The sequence below is a fragment of the Planctomycetota bacterium genome, assembly GCA_016125255.1.
Lineage (GTDB): Bacteria > Planctomycetota > Phycisphaerae > Phycisphaerales > Zrk34 > RI-421.
This window is the reverse complement of the sequence record WGMD01000017.1, coordinates 44358-65028: the sequence shown is the minus strand read 5'-3', so window position 1 is coordinate 65028 and position 20671 is coordinate 44358. Positions and strand designations below refer to the sequence as shown.

The 20671-nt window shown below is 63.7% G+C and carries 18 protein-coding genes; 9 read left to right on the top strand and 9 right to left on the bottom strand.

The annotated features are described in order from the left end of the window. Positions 1 to 174 precede the first annotated feature (174 nt). The 7 genes from GC162_13700 (at position 175) to GC162_13670 (ending at position 5017) form a co-directional block, all read left to right on the top strand. A complete protein-coding gene (locus tag GC162_13700) occupies positions 175 to 384 on the top strand; it encodes a hypothetical protein (GenBank protein ID MBI1369695.1) in 210 nt (69 codons plus the stop codon). 21 nt (positions 385 to 405) lie between these two features. Beyond that, complete coding sequence (locus GC162_13695; protein MBI1369694.1) at positions 406 to 855, top strand: hypothetical protein; 450 nt, start codon at positions 406 to 408, stop codon at positions 853 to 855. Further along, on the top strand, positions 852 to 1802 hold the full coding sequence (gene atpB / locus GC162_13690) for a F0F1 ATP synthase subunit A (protein MBI1369693.1): 951 nt from the start codon (positions 852 to 854) through the stop codon (positions 1800 to 1802). Before GC162_13695 ends, atpB begins: the two co-directional genes overlap by 4 nt. A gap of 101 nt (positions 1803 to 1903) precedes the next feature. Next, positions 1904 to 2158, top strand: a complete 255-nt coding sequence (gene atpE / locus GC162_13685) for an ATP synthase F0 subunit C (protein ID MBI1369692.1) — start codon at positions 1904 to 1906, stop codon at positions 2156 to 2158. A gap of 77 nt (positions 2159 to 2235) precedes the next feature. Next, complete coding sequence (atpF, locus tag GC162_13680; GenBank protein ID MBI1369691.1) at positions 2236 to 2850, top strand: F0F1 ATP synthase subunit B; 615 nt, start codon at positions 2236 to 2238, stop codon at positions 2848 to 2850. A gap of 18 nt (positions 2851 to 2868) precedes the next feature. Further along, the gene (gene atpH / locus GC162_13675; GenBank protein ID MBI1369690.1) at positions 2869 to 3471 is read left to right on the top strand and encodes an ATP synthase F1 subunit delta; all 603 of its coding nucleotides are present in this window, start codon (positions 2869 to 2871) and stop codon (positions 3469 to 3471) included. 4 nt (positions 3472 to 3475) lie between these two features. After that, entirely contained in the window at positions 3476 to 5017 is a 1542-nt protein-coding gene (locus GC162_13670; protein ID MBI1369689.1) for a F0F1 ATP synthase subunit alpha, read from the top strand. Positions 5018 to 5090: 73 nt separating this feature from the next. Here GC162_13670 and GC162_13665 read toward each other — a convergent pair whose 3' ends face one another. After that, positions 5091 to 7646: a hypothetical protein gene (locus tag GC162_13665; GenBank protein MBI1369688.1), complete on the bottom strand. Its 2556-nt coding sequence runs from the start codon at positions 7644 to 7646 to the stop codon at positions 5091 to 5093. Between the two features lie 48 nt (positions 7647 to 7694). On the opposite strand from GC162_13665, the gene GC162_13660 reads away from it, so the two are divergent. Together GC162_13660 and GC162_13655 are read left to right on the top strand one after the other, a co-directional pair. Beyond that, complete coding sequence (locus GC162_13660) at positions 7695 to 8267, top strand: NUDIX domain-containing protein (GenBank protein ID MBI1369687.1); 573 nt, start codon at positions 7695 to 7697, stop codon at positions 8265 to 8267. Positions 8268 to 8436: 169 nt separating this feature from the next. After that, entirely contained in the window at positions 8437 to 10899 is a 2463-nt protein-coding gene (locus GC162_13655) for a diguanylate cyclase (GenBank protein MBI1369686.1), read from the top strand. On the opposite strand, the gene GC162_13650 is transcribed toward GC162_13655, so the two are convergent. The 8 genes from GC162_13650 to GC162_13615 all read right to left on the bottom strand — a co-directional run bounded on the left by GC162_13650 (position 10857) and on the right by GC162_13615 (position 20607). Further along, complete coding sequence (locus tag GC162_13650; GenBank protein ID MBI1369685.1) at positions 10857 to 11654, bottom strand: sialate O-acetylesterase; 798 nt, start codon at positions 11652 to 11654, stop codon at positions 10857 to 10859. The two genes, GC162_13655 and GC162_13650, sit on opposite strands and share 43 nt — an antisense overlap. Further along, on the bottom strand, positions 11585 to 12244 hold the full coding sequence (locus GC162_13645; protein MBI1369684.1) for a tetratricopeptide repeat protein: 660 nt from the start codon (positions 12242 to 12244) through the stop codon (positions 11585 to 11587). The genes GC162_13650 and GC162_13645 overlap by 70 nt, the downstream gene beginning before the upstream one ends. Before the next feature lie 99 nt (positions 12245 to 12343). Beyond that, positions 12344 to 13342, bottom strand: a complete 999-nt coding sequence (locus tag GC162_13640; GenBank protein ID MBI1369683.1) for a DUF21 domain-containing protein — start codon at positions 13340 to 13342, stop codon at positions 12344 to 12346. Further along, complete coding sequence (locus GC162_13635; protein MBI1369682.1) at positions 13339 to 14628, bottom strand: DUF21 domain-containing protein; 1290 nt, start codon at positions 14626 to 14628, stop codon at positions 13339 to 13341. Before GC162_13635 ends, GC162_13640 begins: the two co-directional genes overlap by 4 nt. Before the next feature lie 23 nt (positions 14629 to 14651). After that, positions 14652 to 17591: a CHASE2 domain-containing protein gene (locus GC162_13630; protein MBI1369681.1), complete on the bottom strand. Its 2940-nt coding sequence runs from the start codon at positions 17589 to 17591 to the stop codon at positions 14652 to 14654. Between the two features lie 177 nt (positions 17592 to 17768). After that, the gene (locus tag GC162_13625; protein MBI1369680.1) at positions 17769 to 18599 is read right to left on the bottom strand and encodes a hypothetical protein; all 831 of its coding nucleotides are present in this window, start codon (positions 18597 to 18599) and stop codon (positions 17769 to 17771) included. Next, a complete protein-coding gene (locus tag GC162_13620) occupies positions 18596 to 19114 on the bottom strand; it encodes a hypothetical protein (GenBank protein MBI1369679.1) in 519 nt (172 codons plus the stop codon). The genes GC162_13625 and GC162_13620 overlap by 4 nt, the downstream gene beginning before the upstream one ends. A gap of 11 nt (positions 19115 to 19125) precedes the next feature. Further along, positions 19126 to 20607: a hypothetical protein gene (locus GC162_13615; protein MBI1369678.1), complete on the bottom strand. Its 1482-nt coding sequence runs from the start codon at positions 20605 to 20607 to the stop codon at positions 19126 to 19128. Between the last annotated feature and the right edge of the window lie 64 nt (positions 20608 to 20671).

The following is a 20671-nucleotide window of genomic DNA, read 5'->3' as shown; positions in this document are numbered from 1 at the left end:
GAAGACCGGTCGGCGGACGTGCCATCACGGGACCGACAGCTTCTAAACATCGAAAAAATACGGGGCATCGCCGGTTGACACCCGCGAGCGCTACACCTATTCTACTTGCCCCCGTCCAGCGTGACGGGAGAGGGTTTTACGCCCGATAAAACCGCCTCAAATGGCGATGAACGCATGCCGGAGCAGCCAGAACCCAGCCCGTGGCGGTTCATGGGAGCCGGGCTCGAACTCGCCGGCGTCATCGGACTCATGGCGGCGATCGGGTATGGGATCGACCGGTACTTCGGCTCCGACCCCTGGGGCGTCATGATCGGAGCCTGCCTCGGTCTCGTCGGCGGCCTCTACAACCTCATCAAGATGGTCAAACAACTGAACGACCGCTGAAATCGCCCCTGACTTTGTGAAATGATTCACGCACCTGCCATCCCGCCCTTCCCCTTCGCACGCTCAGCCATGCTGCTGATCGTCTCGGGCATTGTCTGCGGCCTCGTCGCGGCGGCGGTCTGCGCGGGCGTGTCTACCATCGATCAGGCCCTAGCCGCTTCCTCCGCCGCCGTCGCCTGTACGCTCGCCGCCGCTGTCGGACTCGTGCCGGTGACGCTCCTGGCGACCTCCCGCCCCGAAGGCGCTGGGCTGGGCTTCCTCCTCGGCACACTGCTGCGGCTGGGGCTGAGCATGTTCAGCGTGATCCTCCTCAACCAGCTTGCCGACCTGCCGCTGATGCCTGTCGCCGGGTGGACCGCCGCCTGGTATCTGGTCCTGCTGGTCATCGAAGTTTCGCTCATCGTGCGTTACCTCAACGACCGTCACGCCCTGCCGCACACCGCCGCCGTGAAGGAGTCACGCCCGCGATGATCCCGACCACGCTTGCCGCCGGCGACCTGATCAGCCACGTGCTTCCGCACGAGATTTTCCACCTCGGGCCCGTCGCCGTGTCGAACCACATGATCATGGCGACAATCGCCGCCCTGTTGACTTTCCTCGTCCTCGCTCACGCCGCCGCTCGCATCAAGACCGGGCAGACCGGCTCCACCGACGACTACCTCACCAACGGCAAGCTCAGCCAGATCGTCGAAGTCATCCTCGTCTTCCTCCGCGAGGAAATGACCCGACCCGCCCTCGGCAAACTCACCGAAACCTACATCGGCTACATCTGGACCACCTTCTTCTTCATCCTCTTCTGCAACCTTCTTGGCATGTTCCCGCTCGGATCGCTTCTGGCGCTTTTCAACGAGCATTGGGAGCATCTCGGCGGCACCGCGACCGGCAATATCGCCGTCACCATCGTGCTCGCCCTCATCAGCTTCTTCATGATCCTTTTCGTGGGCCTGCGCGAGCACGGGCTCAAGTATTTCGCCCACTTCGCCCCCGTCCCGCTCTGGCCTTTCATGAAGGACGCCTCGCCGGGGCTCATGCCCGTGGCGATTCTGCTGGTCATTCTGGAAATCGTCGGCGCGTTCATCAAGCCCTTCGCGCTGTGCATGCGTCTATTCGCCAACATGCTCGCCGGCCACCTCGTGCTGGGCGCGATCATCGGCATGATCTTCCTCGCTGAAAGCTACACGGTGCGCGGCGCGATCGTCGCTCCGGCTGTCCTCGGCGGCGTGATCATGAGTCTGCTCGAACTCTTCGTGGCGTTCCTTCAGGCCTACGTGTTCACGTTCCTGACCGTCCTGTTCATCGCGCAGGGCGCGGTGCATGATCACGGCGACCATCCGCATCACGAGGATCATCACGAGCATGTGCCCTTCGAGCACGCCGCGGAAACCGAAACGGACACGACGATCATCGCGACGCTCTGACACCGATACAACTCGACGCCGGACGAACGGCCAACCGCCCGGCGACGCAAACCGACACACGTTGGCGATCACTGACTCGCATCTTTGAAAGGACATGGAACATGAATCTGCTGACTCTGGCTGCTGAGGCATCGACGTGGGGCGTGGCCGGCATTGGCATCGGCATCGGTCTGGTGGTGCTGGGCGCGGGCATCGGCATCGGCAACATCGGCTCCAACGCCTGCTCGGGCATCAGCCGTCAGCCCGAAGCCGCTCCGAAAATCTCGACCAATATGATCATCGCCGCCGCGCTGATCGAAGGTCTGGCCTTCTTCGCCCTCCTGCTGGGCGCGTTCGTCATCAAGACCGGCGTCTGATCGTCCCCGGACTGGCGCACGCCGGCCTCAGCGCCCGCGATGCGCTCTTGAACCATCGACCACAAAGGTGGCCACGCATGTTCAAACATACGCCCTGGATTTCCGCCCTGTCGCTGGCCCTCACGCCCGTCCTCGCCTTCGCGCAGGAAGCGCATGAAGCCGCCGCAGAGGCGGGCGCCCACGAAGGCGCCGGCGGCGGACTGCTCAACCCCGACCTGGGCACGGCCGTCTGGACGCTGGTCCTGTTCATCGTCCTGCTGGCCGTTCTGGGCAAGTTCGTCTGGCCCAACATCGTCAGCGGGCTCGATGCGCGCGAGCACAAGATTCGCGAGGACATTCACTCGGCGGAGAAGGCCAATCAGCAGGCCCAGAAGACGCTCGCCGAGTACAAGCAGAGTCTGGCCGACGCTCACGCCGAGGCGCGCAAGATGATCGATCAGGCGCGTGTCGACGCCGACGCGGTGCGGGCGAAGCTTGTCGCCGACGCCGAGGCCGAGGCGGCGAAGCTGCGTGAGCGCTCCAGGCAGGAGATCATGCAGGCCAAGCAGCAGGCGGTGTCGGACCTGTACGCACAGGCGGGCGAGATCGCGGTGGCGGTGGCGGGCAAGATTCTGCATCGTCAGATCAACGCTTCCGACACGCAGTCGCTCGTGGACGAATCGCTCAGCGAACTTTCCAAGACGGGCCTTTAAGCCGCCAGGAACCCACCGATGGCTCAGTCACATGCACAGAAGGCCGGCGCCGTGGCGGAGACGTACGCCCGTTCCGTCTTCGACCTCGCCCAGCAAGGCGGGTCGGTGGCGGAAGTCGGCGATGAGCTGAAGCAGATCGCTTCGCTCATCGAGCACGAAAAGGGTCTGGCCGCCCTGTTCGCGCATCGCACGATTCCCGCCGACCGCAAGGCCGCGAGCATCGAGTCGATCTTCAACGGCCGCGTCAGCGAACTGACGCTTCGCCTTCTGCTTGTGCTCAATCGTCACGCCCGCCTCGATCAGATCAGCTCGATCGCGAGGGCGTTCGACAAGCTGCTCAAGGACAGCCGCGGGCAGGTCGACGTGGAGGTCCACACCGCTCAGCCCCTCGACGCCGGACAGCTCGCCGCCGTGACGACCAAGCTCTCCAACGCGATGGGTAAGACGGCCGTGGTTCATCCCCGGCTCGACCCCTCACTGATCGGCGGCCTGAAGATCCGCATCGGCGACAAGCTCATCGACGCCAGCGTCACCCATCAACTGGCCCGCATCAAACAACAGCTCAACGAGCGCGGTCAGCAATTGGCCCGCTCCAGCACCGCGCTCGTTCAGGAAGGTTAATCCCATGAAGATCAACACCGGTGAAATCGCCTCGGTCATCAAGGAAGAGATCGCCCAGTACACCTCGGAACTGGAAGTCTCGGAAGTCGGACGCGTGCTGGAAGTCGGCGACGGCATCGCCCGCGTCTACGGCCTGTCCAAGGCAATGGCCAGCGAAATGCTCAGCTTCGAAGGCGACGACGGCTCGACCATCATGGGCCAGGTCTTCAACCTCGAAGAAGACTCCGTCGGCGCCGTGCTCTTCGGCGAATACCTCAAGGTCAAGGAAGGCGCCACCGTCCGCGCGACCGGCAAGCTCCTGTCCGTGCCCGTCGGTGAAGCCCTGCTCGGCCGCGTCGTCAATCCGCTCGGGCAGCCCCTCGACGGCAAAGGCCCGATTCAGGCGACCGAGTCGCGCCTCATGGACATCATCGCCCCCGGCATCGCCCAGCGGCAGCCGGTGACCCAACCCATGCAGACGGGCATCAAGGCCATCGACTCCATGATCCCCATCGGCCGTGGGCAGCGCGAACTGATCATCGGCGACCGAAAGACCGGCAAGACCGCCGTCGCCATCGACGCCATCATCAATCAGAAAAAATACGTCGGCACCGAAAACGAGCTCCTCTGCATCTACGTCGCCGTCGGTCAGAAGGAATCAACCGTCGCCGGCGTCGTCGAGACGCTCCGCAAAAACGGCGCGATGGACTACACCATCGTCGTCAACGCCGGTTCGTCCGACCCCGCTCCGATGCAGTACATCGCCCCCTACGCCGGCTGCGCGATGGGCGAATACTTCATGTGGAAGGGCAAGCATGTGCTGTGCGTGTACGACGACCTGAGCAAGCAGGCCGTGGCATACCGTCAGCTTTCGCTGCTGCTCAAGCGTCCGCCCGGCCGCGAAGCGTACCCCGGCGACGTGTTCTATCTGCACTCCCGCCTGCTCGAGCGCGCGACCAAGCTTTCCAAGGACCTGGGCGGCGGATCGCTCACCGCCCTGCCCGTCATCGAGACGCAGGAAGGCGACGTGTCGGCGTACATCCCCACGAACGTAATCTCCATCACCGACGGTCAGATCTACCTCGAGCCCGAACTGTTCTTCGCCGGCGTCCGACCCGCCGTCAACGTCGGCATCTCCGTCAGCCGCGTGGGCGGCAACGCGCAGATCAAGGCGATGAAGCAGATCGCCGGCTCCCTCCGCCTCGACCTCGCCGCCTACCGCGAACTCGAAGCGTTCGCCCAGCTCGGCACCGAACTCGACAAGGCCACGCAGGCCCAGCTCGACCGCGGCGCCCGCATGGTCGAGCTGCTCAAGCAGCCGCAGTACGTGCCGATGGACGTCATTGATCAGGTCATCTCGATCTTCGCTGGCGCCAACGGGTTCCTCGACTCGCTCGACGTCGACAACGTGTCCAAGTTCGAGAAAGCCCTGCTCGAGCACTTCGCCTCGAACGCCGACGCCAAGGCCGCCCGTGCCCAGCTCGCCGAGAAGAAGGCCCTGACCGACGACATCAAGGCCGCCCTCAAGAAAGCCATCGGCGACTTCAAAAACGGCTGGTCCGCCTGATCGCCCGTTCAGCGACGCCGCTCGCGGCGTGCTTCTCCCACGCTCACAAAACCCCGCAATTCGCGGGGTTTTTTCATGGCGTCACATTCAACCGCTCTTTCAATCGCCGCAGCGTGATGCGGGATTTGAGACGGATGTCCGGATCGCGGCTTTTGCAAAGTTCCTCCAGCGGGCCTACGGCCGAGGCGTCATTGAGATGCCCCATCACGCGGATCGCGTAGTCGCCGTATCCGTCGCGCGTCTCGATCTCCGCCTTCAGCGCCTCGGCCAGCGGCTTGTTCGCAAGCCGCATGGCGAATGCGCGAATCTTCGGATCACGCGCATGATCGATCGCCTCGCGAATCATCGCCTTCGCCGCATCACTCTCCAAGTGTCCCAGCGCCGCCGCCGCCGCGAACGCCTGCCAGTCGGTATGGTGACGGATCGCCTGGCGAATCTGCGGCAGGGCCTTGTCGCTGCCCAGCGCGGTGACGGCGTAGGCGAACACAAGCCGGTTCGTCCCGTTGCGGTCCTCCATGGCGGGAAGCAGATCGTCCATCGCCCGCGCATCGCCGATGTTCGCCATCGCCACCGCCGCCCAGAACCGCACCGAACTGCTGCGATGTTCGAGCATCGGCCGAATCGCCGCCAGCGCCGACGCATCCCCCGTCTTGCCCAGCGACTCGAGCACGTTGATGTCCACATCGGCGCTGGCGGATTTGAGCATCGCCGTCAGCGCCGGCATCGCCGCCGGATCGGCCATGTCCGCCAGCGCCTCCGCCGCGGCCTCCCTCACATCCGAATTTGAATCCGTCAACCGCGCCGCAATCGCCGCGGTGGCGCTGCGGTCGCCGATGCGGCCAACGGCCCGGAGGATCGCCGGACGCGGATCGAAACGCTCTTGATTGTCCGAATCGAAGCCGAAGGGCGACGGGTTTGTCGTTTCCTCCGTGTCCTTGGGCGGATGGTTAAGCAATTCCAACAGCCGCGGGATCGCCTCCCGATCGCCGAGCCGGCCCTCCGCCTCGACGACCTCTTTGAGCAAACCGCCCGCCGCCGACATGAGAATCTCGCGCATCACCGGACGACCCCGCTCGTCACCAATCCGCCCCAGCGCCACGACCGCCGCCATGCGGGCATTTTGATTGCCCCCGCGCGCGACGTCGATGAGCTGCTCGATCATACCCCTCTCGCCGAGCGCCCCCAGCGCCTGTCCCGCCGCCGGCGCCAGTTCGGTTCCTGCCTGCATGACGCGCATCAACGGCTCGGCCGCGCGCGGATCGCCCAGTTCACCCAGCGCGTCCACCGCTGCATGAGCGGTGTCGAAATCCGCCGCGAGCATGGCGATCAGCGACTCCAGCGCCCGTCGGTCTCCTATCTTTCCCAGCGCCTTCGCCGCGCTCTGGCGAAGATCGTTGTCGCTCGCGCTGACCATGCCGATCAGCAGCGGCACCGCCGCCGGATCGCGCACATTCTCCATCCCGGACCGGACTCGATACCCGTCGCGATTGTTGCTCGTCAGCGCGCCGAGCGCTTTCGCCGCATCCATATTTCCGATCGCGCCCAGCGCTTCGATCGCACTGTTGCGCACGTCATCGTTGGAATCCCGCGAGATCTTCGCCAGTCCCGACACCGCCTCGGCCGCACCTCGATTGCCCAGCGACGAGGCGGCATTCTGCTGGACATTCGGGTCCGTATCATCGAGCATCGTGATCAGCACCGGGATCACCGACACATCGCCCACCCGGCCCAGCGCCTGCGCCGCCGCCGCTCGCACCACGCCGGACGTGTCCTTGGCCGCCGCGAGCATCACGTCCGCGTGCCGTTCATCGCCGATCTGCCCCATCGATCGAATCGCGGCCGCGCGCACGTTCGGCTCCTCGTCCTTCATGGCGTCGATCAGCGCCTCGACCGCCTTCGTGCCCCGGCCCGCCAGCACGTCGCCGAGGGCGTCCGCCGCCGCCGCCCGACGATCCGAATCATTCGAACGAATCTGCGCCAGCAGCACCGGCATCGCCTTCAGGTCGCCGATGTCGCCCAGGGCCTTGATCACGACCGGACCCGACGGCTCGTCCACGCGCGCGATCAGCGGGTCGATCGCCGCCGGGTCGCCGATGCTCCCCAGCGCCGTGATGATGTGACTGCGGACGTTGTCGTTGCCATCCTTCAGATGCGCGACCAGCGCATCGACGACCGGCTGTGTCGGATGACGCTCCAGCGCCTCCGCGGCAACCGCGCGCACGTCCGCATCGTCAAAGTCAAGCTGCGCGATCAGGGCCGTGCACAACCTCGGATCGCGCTCCCATCGGAGCATGTCCAGCAGGAACAGCCGGGTCTGCGTATCCGTCGTCATCAGCGCCTCGTAAATCGCCGGCTTGGCCTCCTCGCCCAGCGCCCGCAGCGACGACTGCACCTGATAGTTGTCGACCCGTTCCGGCTCGCTGATCCAGCCCCACTCCGAAACCTTCATCCGAAGATCATCCCACCACGCCCATCGTCGATGCTCGAGCTTGGCGAGCAGCGCATAGACCTTGCCCTCGATGGTGGACGGATGCGTGTGACGCCAGGCGGCGAACCCGCCCAACGCGCCCAAAATGACCAGCAGCGTCAGTACGCCCAGCAGCCAGCGCCGCCCGGATGACATGCTCATGAAAACCTCCCGCGGAAGATTGGCGAGTTCGATCCATCATACCGGAGGATGCCCATTGAGACGCACCGGCGGGCGGGCGGTTCGCGGCGGACGAAACTTCGCGATCCGCATATGATGGTGCCCATGACTTCGCCGATTCCCTACAAGATCGCCGTGCTGTGCTACCTCTACGATGAGTGGGGACGGCTGCTGCTATTGCACCGGGCGCAGGAGCCCAACAAGGGCCTGTACTCCCCGATCGGCGGGAAACTGGACATGGCCAGCGGCGAGTCGCCCGCAGCGTGCGCCCTGCGGGAAATCCGCGAGGAGGTCGAGCTCGAACTCGACTACAAGGACATCCACCTGACGGGCCTGGTGAGCGAAACCGCCTTCAACAATCAGACGCACTGGCTCATGTTCATGTACGAAGTGACCCGCCCCGTTCGGGTCCAGCGCATGGTCTTCCGCGAAGGCACGCTCGAGTGGCATCCGTGGGAGGATGTCCAGAAGCTCGCCATCCCCGAAACCGACCGCCGCGTGATCTATCCGCTGATGCGGCAGTACCACGATAAATTCTTCCATGTCCACATCGATTGCCACAACGGCGACATCGCATGGCGGCTCGAGCACCCCGTCGCCTGAGGCCGGCCCATCGCGGTTTAGTTAAATCTACGTATCAGGATTGTCCCGTATCCGCCATGAATCCGTTCATGTCGGCGTCGTGCCGCGCCGATGGTTTCAAAGCGTCGTCGGCTGATCATGTCTATCCGATCCGGCGGCTGGGTCGTGGCCACCCCAACAGGCAGGTGTCATGTCTCTGAAAACCGCGCGATACCGCATGATGATGCTGCCGGCGATGGTCCTGCTGCTCGGACTGGCGGCGACGCTGATGGCGCATCATCTGGCATGGCGCATTCACGAACGCGGCGAATATCAGCGATTCGTCAACCTCGGCGACAAGATCGCCGAGGGCATCGCCGACCGTGTCAACATCAACGCCTACGGCCTGCGCGGCGCCAACGGCGTCTTCGTCGCAAGCGTCCAGGTCACGCGCGACGAATTCGCCCGCTACGTCCACTCGCGCGATCTGACGCACGAATTCCCCGGAGCGCAGGGCTACGGCTACATCGAGCGGGTGAGCCGCGATAAACTTGACGACTATGTCGATCGCGTCCGACGGGAGGACATGGCGGACTTTGCGGTGCAGACAGAAGGCGACGCCGCCGATCTGTACGTCATTCGATTCATCGAGCCGCTGTCGGCCAACGCCGCGGCCTTGGGCCACGACATCGCCGCCGAGCCCAACCGCAAAGAGACCGCCGACCGCGCCATGCTGACCGGCCGGCCGTCCATCACCGGCCGCATCCTGCTGCCGCACGACACCCGCAGGCACACCGGATTCCTCTACCTCTATCCGGTCTATGAGCCGGGCGCCTCGCCCGCCACGCCCGAACAGCGCCGCCGGGCCCTGCTCGGATGGGTCTACGCCCCGTTGATCATGGACGAGATGATTCGCGACGTGGCGAAGATCGTCGATCATCAGATCGGATTCGACATCTTCGACGGCAACGAGTGCACCGCCCTGACCGCCTTGTCGTATCGCCATCTCCGACCGCTGGACCCCGCGGAAGCCGTGGACGATCGGCACTACGCCGCCAGCACCTTCAGCCGCTCTGTCGGCATCGAAGTGGGCGGGCGGACATGGACGATCTGGCTCAACTCCACGCCCGAGTTCGATGCGCGGGCCAATGAAAACATGCCCCTGTTCGCCGGCGTCGGCGGCGTGACGCTCTCGATGCTGCTGGCGGGCATCGTCCTCGCCCAGTGCCGCCTGGAAATCAAGGCCCATCATCTGGCGATGAAGATGACGCGTTCGCTTCGCGAAAGCGAAACCGAATCGCGGCGGCTCGCCACCATCGCGAGCATGACCAACGATCTGGTCGTGCTCATGGACCCCAAGGGGGCGATCGAATGGGTCAACGATTCATTTACAAAAATCACTGGATACCACCTGGAGGAAATTCGCGGGCGAACGCTCGGTGCGGTGCTCAACGGCCCGCGCACCGATCATTCCACGCAGGCCCGCATTGATCATGCGATGACCCAGAAGGACGGCGTCAGCGTCACGATCATCCACTACACCAAGACCGGACGGGCGTTCTGGAACGCCATGGAAATTCAGTCGTGCATGGACCATCAGGGCAAAGTCTTCCAGATCATGGCCATCGGATCGGACGTCACCGACCAGCACATGGCGGCGGGTCGGCTTCGCGAGTCGGAGGCGCGGTTCCGAGCGGCGATCGACGGCGGGTTCGATGCCTTCTTCCTCCTTAAGGCCGAACGCGAGGACGGCGTGACCATCAGCGACTTCGTCTTCCTGGACATCAACACCAAGGCCACGGAATTCGCCCTTTTGCCGCGTGAACGCATCATCGGCAGGCGCCTCCTGGAACTGTTCCCACAGCCGGCGACGAACGAGCTTTTCAATCAATACGTCAAGGTCATCGAAACGGGCAACACCTACGAAGTCGAAGTTCGCGAACTGCGCGGCGAAAGCGAAATCTGGTTTCAGATTCAGGCGGTCCGTGTCGGTGACGGCGTGGCGGTGACCAGCCGGGACATCACCGACCGCAAACGCTCCGAGACGGCCCTGCGCCAGGCGGCCGAGTCGGATCGGCTCACCGGCCTGCCCAATCGCGAAACCTTCTTCAAGGAACTCAAGGGATCGCTCCAACATGCGAAGCGAGAAACCAAGCGACAGCTCGCCGTGCTCTTTCTGGACTTCGATCGCTTCAAGCACATCAATGACACCTACGGCCATGATGCGGGGGACGAGTTGCTCTGCGCCATCGCCGGACGAATGCGTACCGCACTGCGATTCAACCCGCGCCAGAAGCTGAGCGAAGTCCCGGCCATCGCCGCCCGATTCGGCGGCGATGAGTTCGTCGTCCTTGTCCGCGATATCGCTTGCGAAGCCGACGCGCAGACGATCGTGGACCGATTGCTCGATAAGTTCAAAGCCCCCTACGCACTCGCCGGGCATCAGATTCGGTCATCGGTGAGCATCGGCATCGCCACTACTTTCGACGGCTGCCGCGAGGCCGATGCGCTCGTGCGGCGCGCGGACCATGCGATGTACCAGGCCAAGTCCGCCGGCCGGGGGCGATCCGTCACCAGCACCGCCCGGAATCGGGCCGCGTCGGACGACGCATCGTCGCCGTCGGATTCAGATCACTTTGAAGGCGCGGGTGCCGGGGGAATCAAGCCGTCGTGAATCGTCTGGGCGAGCACCTTCGCGCCCTCGACGTTGGGATGCACGCCGTCGCGCATCAACAGGAATTGGCCGACGAACGGCGTGTAGGCGTCGATGACCTGCACGCATTTCTCGCGCGCGACCGCCTGATACGCCGGCTGCTCGGCTTTGACGTGCTCATCGGAAATGCCGTACGCCGACTGTGTCACGGCTGGGGGATACGCCAGCAAAACAAGCGGCTTGCTGGGCAGATTCTGAAAATGCTCGACCATCGCCGCCAGATCGTTGCCGAACTCGGCGCGGTGCTCCCAGTTGTGGGGCTTGGAGTCGTTGGACCCGAGCATGATGATCACAACGTCGGGCTCGAACTGATCGACGCGCGGGAGCTTGTCCCAGTAGGGGCGGTCGCCGGTCTTCATGAGCGTGTGCCCGCTCTGGCCGAAGTTATGCACGTCGAATCGCTCGCCGAGCATCTGACCCAGCAGCGCCGGATACGCCTGCGTCGTCGGATCGGCCAGTCCCGACCCGGCGGTGATCGAGTCGCCGACACAGGCGACACGAATCTTCGCGTCGCCTGCGTAGTGGCTCGCATCGAACATCTGCGGCTTGCATTCACAGGCGGCGAGCACGAGCGGAAGAACCAGAAGCCAACCTCGCAGGCGCATCATCGTCGTATCCTTTCCGGGACGGCTAGCCGTCGGTGAGTTCACTGCTGCTGTTGTTGCTGAGACTGGCGGGCGTACGCGTCGGCTTCCTCCTGTGTGAAGCCGAGCCATTCCATCATGTGCAGGTCGTACGTGCGCTGATGGTCGATGTTGGAAAAGTCGAGGCGAAGCTCGTTGATGACCTTCGTGCCCTGCGCGATCCACTGCCGCCAGGTCGGTGCGGAATAGTGGTCATAGATGAACCTGCCCAGCGGGCCGCGCATCGGCGGATCGGGAAGGCGCGCCCCCGGCTGACCGGTGCGGCGATCGAGCACGGCATCGTCGCCCAATTCGACCTCCGCCACGGCCGGCCCAGTCTCGATCTTCGGCACCGGCCGCTTGATCTTTTCAAGCAGCGAGCCCATCGCGCGCTGCGGCATCACATCGCCGCGCTTGGCGGCGATGGTGTAACCCTTCGTGAGCACGTCCGCTGCCTGATCGTCGGCGCCGGATTGAATCAGAAGCCCCCCGAGTAACTGGTACGCCCGCGAAAGACCGTCATCCAGTTCGATCGCCTTGCGGAGCGCCCGGGCCGCTTCTTCCGGCCGCTGCGCTTCCTTGTAGGCGTTGCCAAGACTGAACCAGCCCATGGCATTGTCCGGATCGTCGCTGGTCATCTTCTGCCATTGCGCGATCCGCTGATTGAGCATGTCGGTGTCCATCCCCTTAGCATACAACGAGAAATGAGGACGGGGAAGGGGTGCGCCATGCGGGGGACCGGAGTCGCGCAGCGACCCGGCGATTGAGCAAGCGAGCGATGTTTACCAAACTTCAAGCTCGCCGATGATGGGTTCGACGAGGTCTTTGGTGGTGACCAGGCCCAGCGGGCGCTTGTTCGCATCGACGATCAGCGCCATGGAGGCGCGCTGCTGCTGAAGGAGTCGCAGGGCATCGCGCAGGGACAGGTCGGCCCGAATGCTCGGCAGCGGTTTGGCGAGCGAGCGCAGCGGCGGACAATTCGCCGGTTCGTACATCAATACGTCATACAAATCAATGAGCCCCGCCGGCTCCCCCGCCGCGCTGACCAGCGGCGCGCGTGAATACGACACGCGATCCGCCAGCGCCCATACCGCCTCCGGCGGCTGATTCTCCCGCACGCTCGTCACACTCGCCCACGGCGCCATCACATCGCGCACCGTCAACCGCTCCATCTCCAGCACCCGATCGATCATCGCCGACTGATATGGACTGATCATGCCGTGCCCGATGCCTTCCTTGATGAGCTGCGTGACATTTCGGCGGGGGTGCAGCATGGTGAGCGCGGAAGGCGACTGACGCAGGGCCTTCTGCACCAGCACGCTGATGCCGTCGATGAGCGGCAGGACGCCGGTGATGGTCAGCAGGCGCTGAAACAGGCGCAGCGGAATTGCGAACGGCGGGGTGATCGTGTCGGAGTGACTGCGGAAAAAGTCCTTGGGGATGACCTCGCCGAAGACGAACAGCAGCGGCGTGACAATGGCGGCGTCGACGGCGACCTGCGCCCAGCCCTGATACCCCGCTTCGTCGAGAATCGTGCCCACGGCATACGACGTCAGATAATTGGCGATGTTCGTGGCGACCAGCAGCGTTCCGAGCAGACGATTCGGCGAGGCGATCAAACCTTCGAGCGCCGCCGCACTGGAACGCGGCTGATGGGCGGCGACGTGCAGGCGCACGCGGTTGATCGTGTAGATGCCCGTCTCGAGCCCGCTGAACAGCGCGGACCCGCCCGTGCCGACCACGGCCGCCAGATACCAGAGCATCAGTTCGGTTTCACTCATGGCTTGCCCGCCCCGCCGTCCAGATGCAGCAGCACGCTCTCGACGCGCCCGCCGCTCATGCGCTCCACTTCCAGTTGCAGATTCGCCACGCGCACCGTGTCCCCCAGTCGCGGCACGCGCCCCAGCAATGACATGACCAGTCCGCCGACCGTGGAAACCCGCGGCGGCAAGCGATATTGTCCGAACGCATCCGACCAGTCATGTACGCTCAGCCGCCCGCTGACGCGCCAGCGGTGCGGGCCGAGTTGCTCAGCCGTCGAAGCCGGCGTCTCGCCCGGGCCGTGGTCCATGTCCAGATCGCCGACCATCTGCTCGACGATGTCCTTGAGCGTGACGAGCCCCGCCGTTCCGCCGTATTCATCGACCGCCAGCGCCAGCTTCGTGCCCGATTTGCGGAAGTCTTCGAGCAGTTGATCCACGCGCTGAAGCTCGGGCACGAAGCGCACCTGTCGCACGAGCTTGCGCAGCGATACCTTGGGCGACAGACGATGCGCCAGAAGGAACTGCCTGGCATAGATGACGCCCAGCACGTGATCGATGCCGCCATCGACGGCGACATACTTGGTGAGCCGGGTCTTTTCGATCAACTCGCGCAGCCGGCGGGGCGGCTCGTTGACGTCGATCTCGCTGATGTCGACGCGCGGGATCATCACGTCGCGCACCTTGATCTCGCTCAGGTAGAGCACTTCATTGAGAAGCTGCTGCTCGCCGGACCCGATGATGCCGCGCTTCTGACTCATTTCCAGAAGCGCGTCCATCTCGTCGGTCGTGAGCTGGCCGGGGGACTGAGGCGGGGCGAACAGCCGGCCGAGCGGCTGAACCACCCAGCGGCTTAACAGCGCCCCGAGCGGCAGGACCACGCGATGAATGGCGTACAGCGGAATCGCACTGGCCTTGACCCAGACGATCGCGCCGGTGTTGGCGACGATTTTCGGCAGTACCTCGCCCAGCAGGATCACCAACAGCAGCGGCAGCACGGTGGCGAAGGCAACGAAGAGCGGGCCGACCTCGGCGTGATCGAGTTTCAGAAGCAGCACGGTGCTGACGACGAAATACAGGACGTTGACGACCATGTTGCCGAGCATGAGCGTGATGAGCAGCGTGCGCGGGTCGGCCAGGAGCATCGACACCGCCCGGCCGACGAGTCCGCCCTGCTGCGTGATGACGAATCGCTGATGCGCCCGCAAACTGAACAGCGCGGTTTCGGACCCGCTGAAAAACGCCGAACCCGCCAGCAGCACCGGCAGCATCAAAAAGAAGGGAAGATCAGCGAACGTGTACGGCATGACGGCGAATAGCTTACCAGCTTCTATTTTTCCGTGAGCACCAGGGCGCCGTTGAAGGATTCGGGTTCGGTTTGGGCGTCGATGTGGTGGAGACAGGCCTCGCGATAGAGCTTGATGAGCGGGGAGGGGCCGAAGTGCGTGGCGAGCTCATCGAAGAGGCCGAGGGCGGAGCTGAAGTTGGCGTGGATGAAGGCCTCGACGGCGGTGGCGGTGGCGGCGGCGTAGCGCTGCTGAAACTCGGTGGCTTTTTCGCGCGTGTTGAGCAGCTCGTGGACCGTTTCATATTCCTTGCGGCCGACGACGACGATGCGGCCGATGGGGCGGGTGAGCATTCGGTCGCGGACGAGCTGCTGGGTGTGATCGCTGATGAGCATCTGCGTGCCGAACTGTTTGTTGGCGTTCTCGAGACGGGAGGCGAGATTGACGGGGTCGCCGATGACGGTGTAGTCGCTTCGCCGGGGCGGCGCGCCGCAGTCGCCGACCATCATCGCGCCGGTGCAGACGCCCATGCGCGTAAAGAGCTTGGGCATGTCCTTGAGCTCGGTCTCGTCGGCGAGCTTGTTGAGGGCTTCGAGCATCGCCAGCACGCTCATGCACGCATCGTAAGCGTGATTGGGGTTGTGAATCGGCGCGCCCCAGAAGGCCATGATGCCGTCGCCGAGGTATTTGTTGACGGTCGCGCGATGCGTCATGAGCGCATCGGTGGCGGTGGCGAGATAGGTGTTGAGCAGGTTGACGGTGCCTTCGGGGCCGAGGTGTTCGGAGAGCGTGGTGAAACCGGCGATGTCGCTGAACATGCAGGTCATCTCGCGGCGTTCGCCTTCGAGTTTGACCACGTTGGGATTGTCCACGAGGAAATCGACCAGATCCGGCGCGACATAGTTCTTGAACTGCCGCGTGATGCGGGCGCGCTGTCGCTGCTCGAGCAGAAGTCGGAAGACGGTCAGAGCCGCCCACACCGACACGGCCGCCACGATCGGGCCCGCCGCCGCCCATGTGCTCAGATAATCGAACAGGAGCACCGCATTGATCGCGAAGAACGTACCGATGATCAGCACCATCAGACCCAGCGCCTTCTCCGGCCCGAAGCTCGAAGCGATCAGCGCCGTCAGAAGCCCCATCAGCGCCACCGCCCAGAGGTCCGCCCACACCGGCGCCCGGCCGATGAAATGACCCGTCAACATGGCGTTGAGGATCGCGCCGTGCACCGCCACGCCCGGCACCTTGGGCTCCAGACTCGTCGGCACGAAGTCGGCGATCGTCCCCGTGCCGGTCCATCCGATGAGGCACACCGTGCCGTCGACGAGTTCCTTGAAGCGATGTTCGTCGTCGCTGATGCGCTCCCGGCCGCGCTCGACCTGAAGCACCGCGTCAGCGTAAATCGCAAGCTGATCCTTGAGCGCCTTCAGTTCGTCGCGTTCCTGCGGGTTCAGATTCTTCGTCGCTTCGTAGTCTTTTTTGACGACGTTCAATTCCTCCATCGCCCGCCGACGAAACTCGACGCGTTGATCGACCAGCGCCTTGTCGACGTTCAGGCCCGCCTGGCGAATCTGTTCCGACACGCGGTCGAAGTTCTGCACCATCTCCGGACGGAACAGACTGTCGAACGGCGCCCGCGTCATGAGCTTGAGCAGGGCCACGTCGGCGGAGCGATCATTGAACGCCACCGCCCGCCGGCGATCATTAAGCTCGATGAGCGTGCCGATGGGCAGATGCTGTTTGGTCTGTAGCTTGAGCGGATCGAAAAGGTATTGCCAGTGCCGCGAGTTGCTCTGCCAGGGAATCAGAATCTGCCCGCCGCTGCTGTACCATCCGTCGCCGACGCGGCGCTCCATCGTTTTGAGGTGCACATCGCGCACTTTGCCGTCGGGCATTGTCGCGCCCGGGAGCACGGTTTCGTCGGGCGTGATTCGGACTTTATCGAGCGGAACTTTGAGGTACATGCACCCCGCCGCCAGCGCGATCTGCGGCCAGAGATTCTGCTCATCGCGCAACCACAGCGGAATCGACCGCAACACGCTGTCCGTCCGGTACGCGTTTTCATCGAACGTGACAAAACCCGTCGTCGCGGCGGACCTGGCCAGTCCCGCGATCGGCACGGTCGGGTCCGTCGCCTTGGCGAATCCGGCGTCGGAGGATTCGACCGGACGCATGAGCTTGCGGAGATAGCGCACCGACGACACATAGCCGTATTCATCGCGAAGCGTCGTCAGTTCGTTGGACTCGATGACGTGCGGCGGAAGCTTGGGCAGGATGGCGGCCCGACATTCCGACAGTGTCGGCACACGATCCGGCGACTCGTCGAAAAGCTTCTGAAGCCGATGACGGATGATCCATGCCTTCTGCGACCCGAGCACATCCTGAAGCGCCATCGCCTGCGCCCGGTTCAGGCCCAGCCGCGTGATGATCTGCGGTAACTGAAGCTCCACGTCATCGCGCAACACCGACCGCACGTGCAGCATCAGCGTCGTCGGCTCTTCTTCGATCTTCATGGCGATCGGCAGAAGCACATTGCCCGCCGCGGCGACGGACTTGGCGAATACCTCATCGTCGTCCACGCGATCGAACAGAGGCGTCGCCGAATCCGCGGCGTGCTTCTCCACGATACGCGATTCCTGCGGTTCGACGAAAAGCACGTCGAACGCAATCACCGTCGCCCCCGCGTTCTTCAGTTCGTCCACCACCGCCGCCATCTGCGACCGGGGCCACGGCCAGCGTCCAATCGTCTTGAGCGACCCGTCGTCGATGTCAATGTGAACGACGCGATTCGTCGGCGGCGGACTGAAGTTCTGAAAGTACCGGAAGCGATAATCCAGTGCCGTCCGTTCCAGAGGGGCCAGCAGGCCGAACCCGGTCAACACGATAACGATGCACGTCACCAGCCCGCCGATGAGCATGCTCGATCCGAATCGCGAAGCGACCTGGACAGCGGGTTTGAGTCTTTTGGGCGGCGTCCACTTCATTGCCGCGTATTGTACGGGCGTTGAAGTCGTCCGACAGGCAAACCCCCGACAGAATCAGGGCATAAAAAAGCCCCGCGAGACAACTGCTTTTCGCGGGGCCGGGTGCTTATGAAGGTTTGAGCGCTCAGCAGTCAGCACGCTGGCTGAAAGCTGATCCCTGACGGCTGATCGCATCCCTTACGGATTGCCGCCGTTGCCGGGGTTGTTCGGGCGGTCGACGGCATTGTGCATCGAGTTGCTCATGGTCATCATGCCGTTACGGGAATTGTTGAGGTTCTGGGTCCCGCTGTTGCCGCCGAAGTATCCGTTGTGCGGGTCATTGCGGCGATGATTGCCACGATTGGACCCGGGGTTGGACGTATTGTTCTGATTCGTATTGTTCTCCGCGTTGGACGTCGGATCGGGGTTATCGCCTTCGGCCGAGTCGCCGGGGTGGATCGAGCCGTTATGGTTCGTCTGGTGCGAGTGATAGTTGTAGTTGCCGGCAAACCCGTGGGTCTGCTCGGTGTCGTAGCCCTCATGGTCAAAATGCGTTCCGCGGACGGACAGCACCGACCCGGGCGTGGCGATCTGGTAGTCGTTGCGGTTGTCGCCGATGTGCTCGACTTGCGCTTCGAGCCGGCCGTATTTCTTGGCGAGCTTCGTCGACAGCACGTGCTGATCGGTATCCTCGCTCAGGTCCGCGATGCCGACGATGCCGATGCCGCGGAGGATGATGACGGAATTGAGGCCGAGTTGGACCTTGACGACGGAGCGGAGCCCGGTGCGGATTTCGCTGCCGATCGACAGTTTCGATTCGGTGGACAGGTCTTCCCAGGCCGCGTCGGCATTGTTGCGGAACTGGTTGCGTCCGGTGGCCTCGAGTACCTTGATGGCCAGCACTGGGGCCCCCGCCTGGGGATTATTCCCCACCTCATTGGGGACGGCGCCCCAGGCCCCCGCCGCCGACAAAGTCAGCGCAATCGTCATAACCGTCACAATCATCTTCACTTGCACATGGGTATTCATGACTGTTCCTCGAGGTATGCTTCCGCTCGACTAATAGCACCTACAAACTGGATGCCAGACATTCCCTGTTGCTCGGAGCATGGCGGGAAGATCTCCATGTACACCAGTTCGCGGGTGGCGTAGCGGGGGTGGTCGCCGATGACGCGCATCGTCAGGCCCCCGTCCACCTTGAGGATTTTCACCAGCACTTGGGCCACCGTGCCCCGTGTCGCCGCTTCCTTGCCCGGCCGGTCAAAATCCCCGCCCAGGTATCCGTTTTTCTTGAGCCAGTCCACCCGCTCCTCGTACGTCTTGTTCGGATCATCCTCATGGGCCAGCAGGATCAATCCATGCAGGGCCTCGTCATTGGTCGTCACCGCCGCGTCCGCCAGATCGTGCCAGAAGTCCAGACTCGCCGTCGTGTCCTTCGTCGAGTAGTCCGTCTTTAACGTCTGGTCCATCTGCGTGCGGGCGCAGCCGCCGCTCCACAGCGCCGCCGCGAAAATCGCCGTGATGATCATGCGATTGTGCATCATCGCCATAGTCCTTAGAACGAGTACGACACGCCGGCAAAGACGAAGTGGCGCGGATCGTGGTCGGCCGCGATCCCCGCGCCCGGGAAGAACACGCCGTAACGCAGATTCAGCGCCACGTCGCTCGTGACGCGCCATGCCGCGAACAGGTCCGTCTCAAAACCCAGATACCGATCGTTCGTCGTCGGCTCGTTGATCGGGGCGTACCCATCGAACTTGTTGAACCACAACAGGTCGATGCCGATCTGGAGATTGCGGAAAAGTTTCTGATCCCGCAGGGGGAACGTCGAAGCGCTCGCGCGGAACAGAAGCAGGTTGCTGATCGGCGCCGCGAACGACAGGCCGGTCTTGGCGAAACCGAACCCGTTGAAGGCCCGGTCGGTCGTGCCCGGCGCGTTGCCGCCGAAGGTGTTGGACGTGCTCAGATCGCGGTCGGGGTCGCCGCTGGCGAAGAGCACCTCGCCTTCGAGGCGCGTCTGATTGTCATCGGGCACCAGGTACGCCAGTTCGACCTTGCCGGCCCACGCGTCGATCGTCTCAAGGTGCTGCCCTTTGATGACGGGAATCGTCGCGCCGGGTTCGAGACTCGTGCTCATCGAGTCGCCGGTTTCGTAGACGAATTCCGCCGAATACGCCAGCCGCGGCAGCAGCACGCCGTCGGACCCGAAGCCGATGTACGTGCTGTCATACTGATAAGCCGTCGGAATATTGCGGGTAATGAGCGGCGTCTGCGAAAGCGTCAGCACCAGCACCGTGCTCTCATCGTTGTAGTCGCGCTGATGCAGCACATAGGCGTAGGGGTGATGATCGTCCAGGGCGTTGCAGGTGAACTTCCCGCCGAAGAACCCGCGCTTCGTGTCGCGGTCGAAGTTGGGGCGGGACGAATCGAAGTCGACGACGCCGTGCCCGGGCGTGAAACCGGCCAGCCACTGCATCTCGAAACCGCCCAGCTCGACCGTGCCCGTGGCGGCGTAGAGCGGCAGACTCAGCGCCAGCTCATTGCCCCATGCGATGTACTGTCGGCCGACGGTCAGCGTGATGTTGTCGTCGATCCGCCGCCCTTCCGTCGCCTCCACCGCGCGGCGAAGATCGAAGCGGTACCAGTACCGATCGCCCAGCGGGCGCTCCAGCTCATCGCCGCGCCCGTCGAAGCTGTCGCCGTCGTTGAAGTCCTGATAGTTGAAGCGCAGCCGACCGAAAAACTCGTGCGCGTCATCGATGTTGAGTCGGCCGAAAAGCTGGACATCGGTCTGACGCAGAATGTGCGTCGCCTGATTAGCGTCGTCGATGGCGGCGAACGAAAACTCCGCCAGTCCGCCGTAGTCGAGCAGCGCCCGTTCGCCCAGACTCAGCGACGGATTGGTAAGCATCTGATAATGCTGTTCCGCCTGGCGCAGGGCGCGATCGAGGCGCTGCACATCGGTGCCTTGCGCGTTCAGTCCGCCCGCGCAAATCAGCACGACAACCAAGCCCGCAAACCAGTTGACATGACGCATAGCGGATCCCTAGCAGAAATTGCCGACCCATCATAATGATCGAGGTACGTGGCTGCAATGAAAA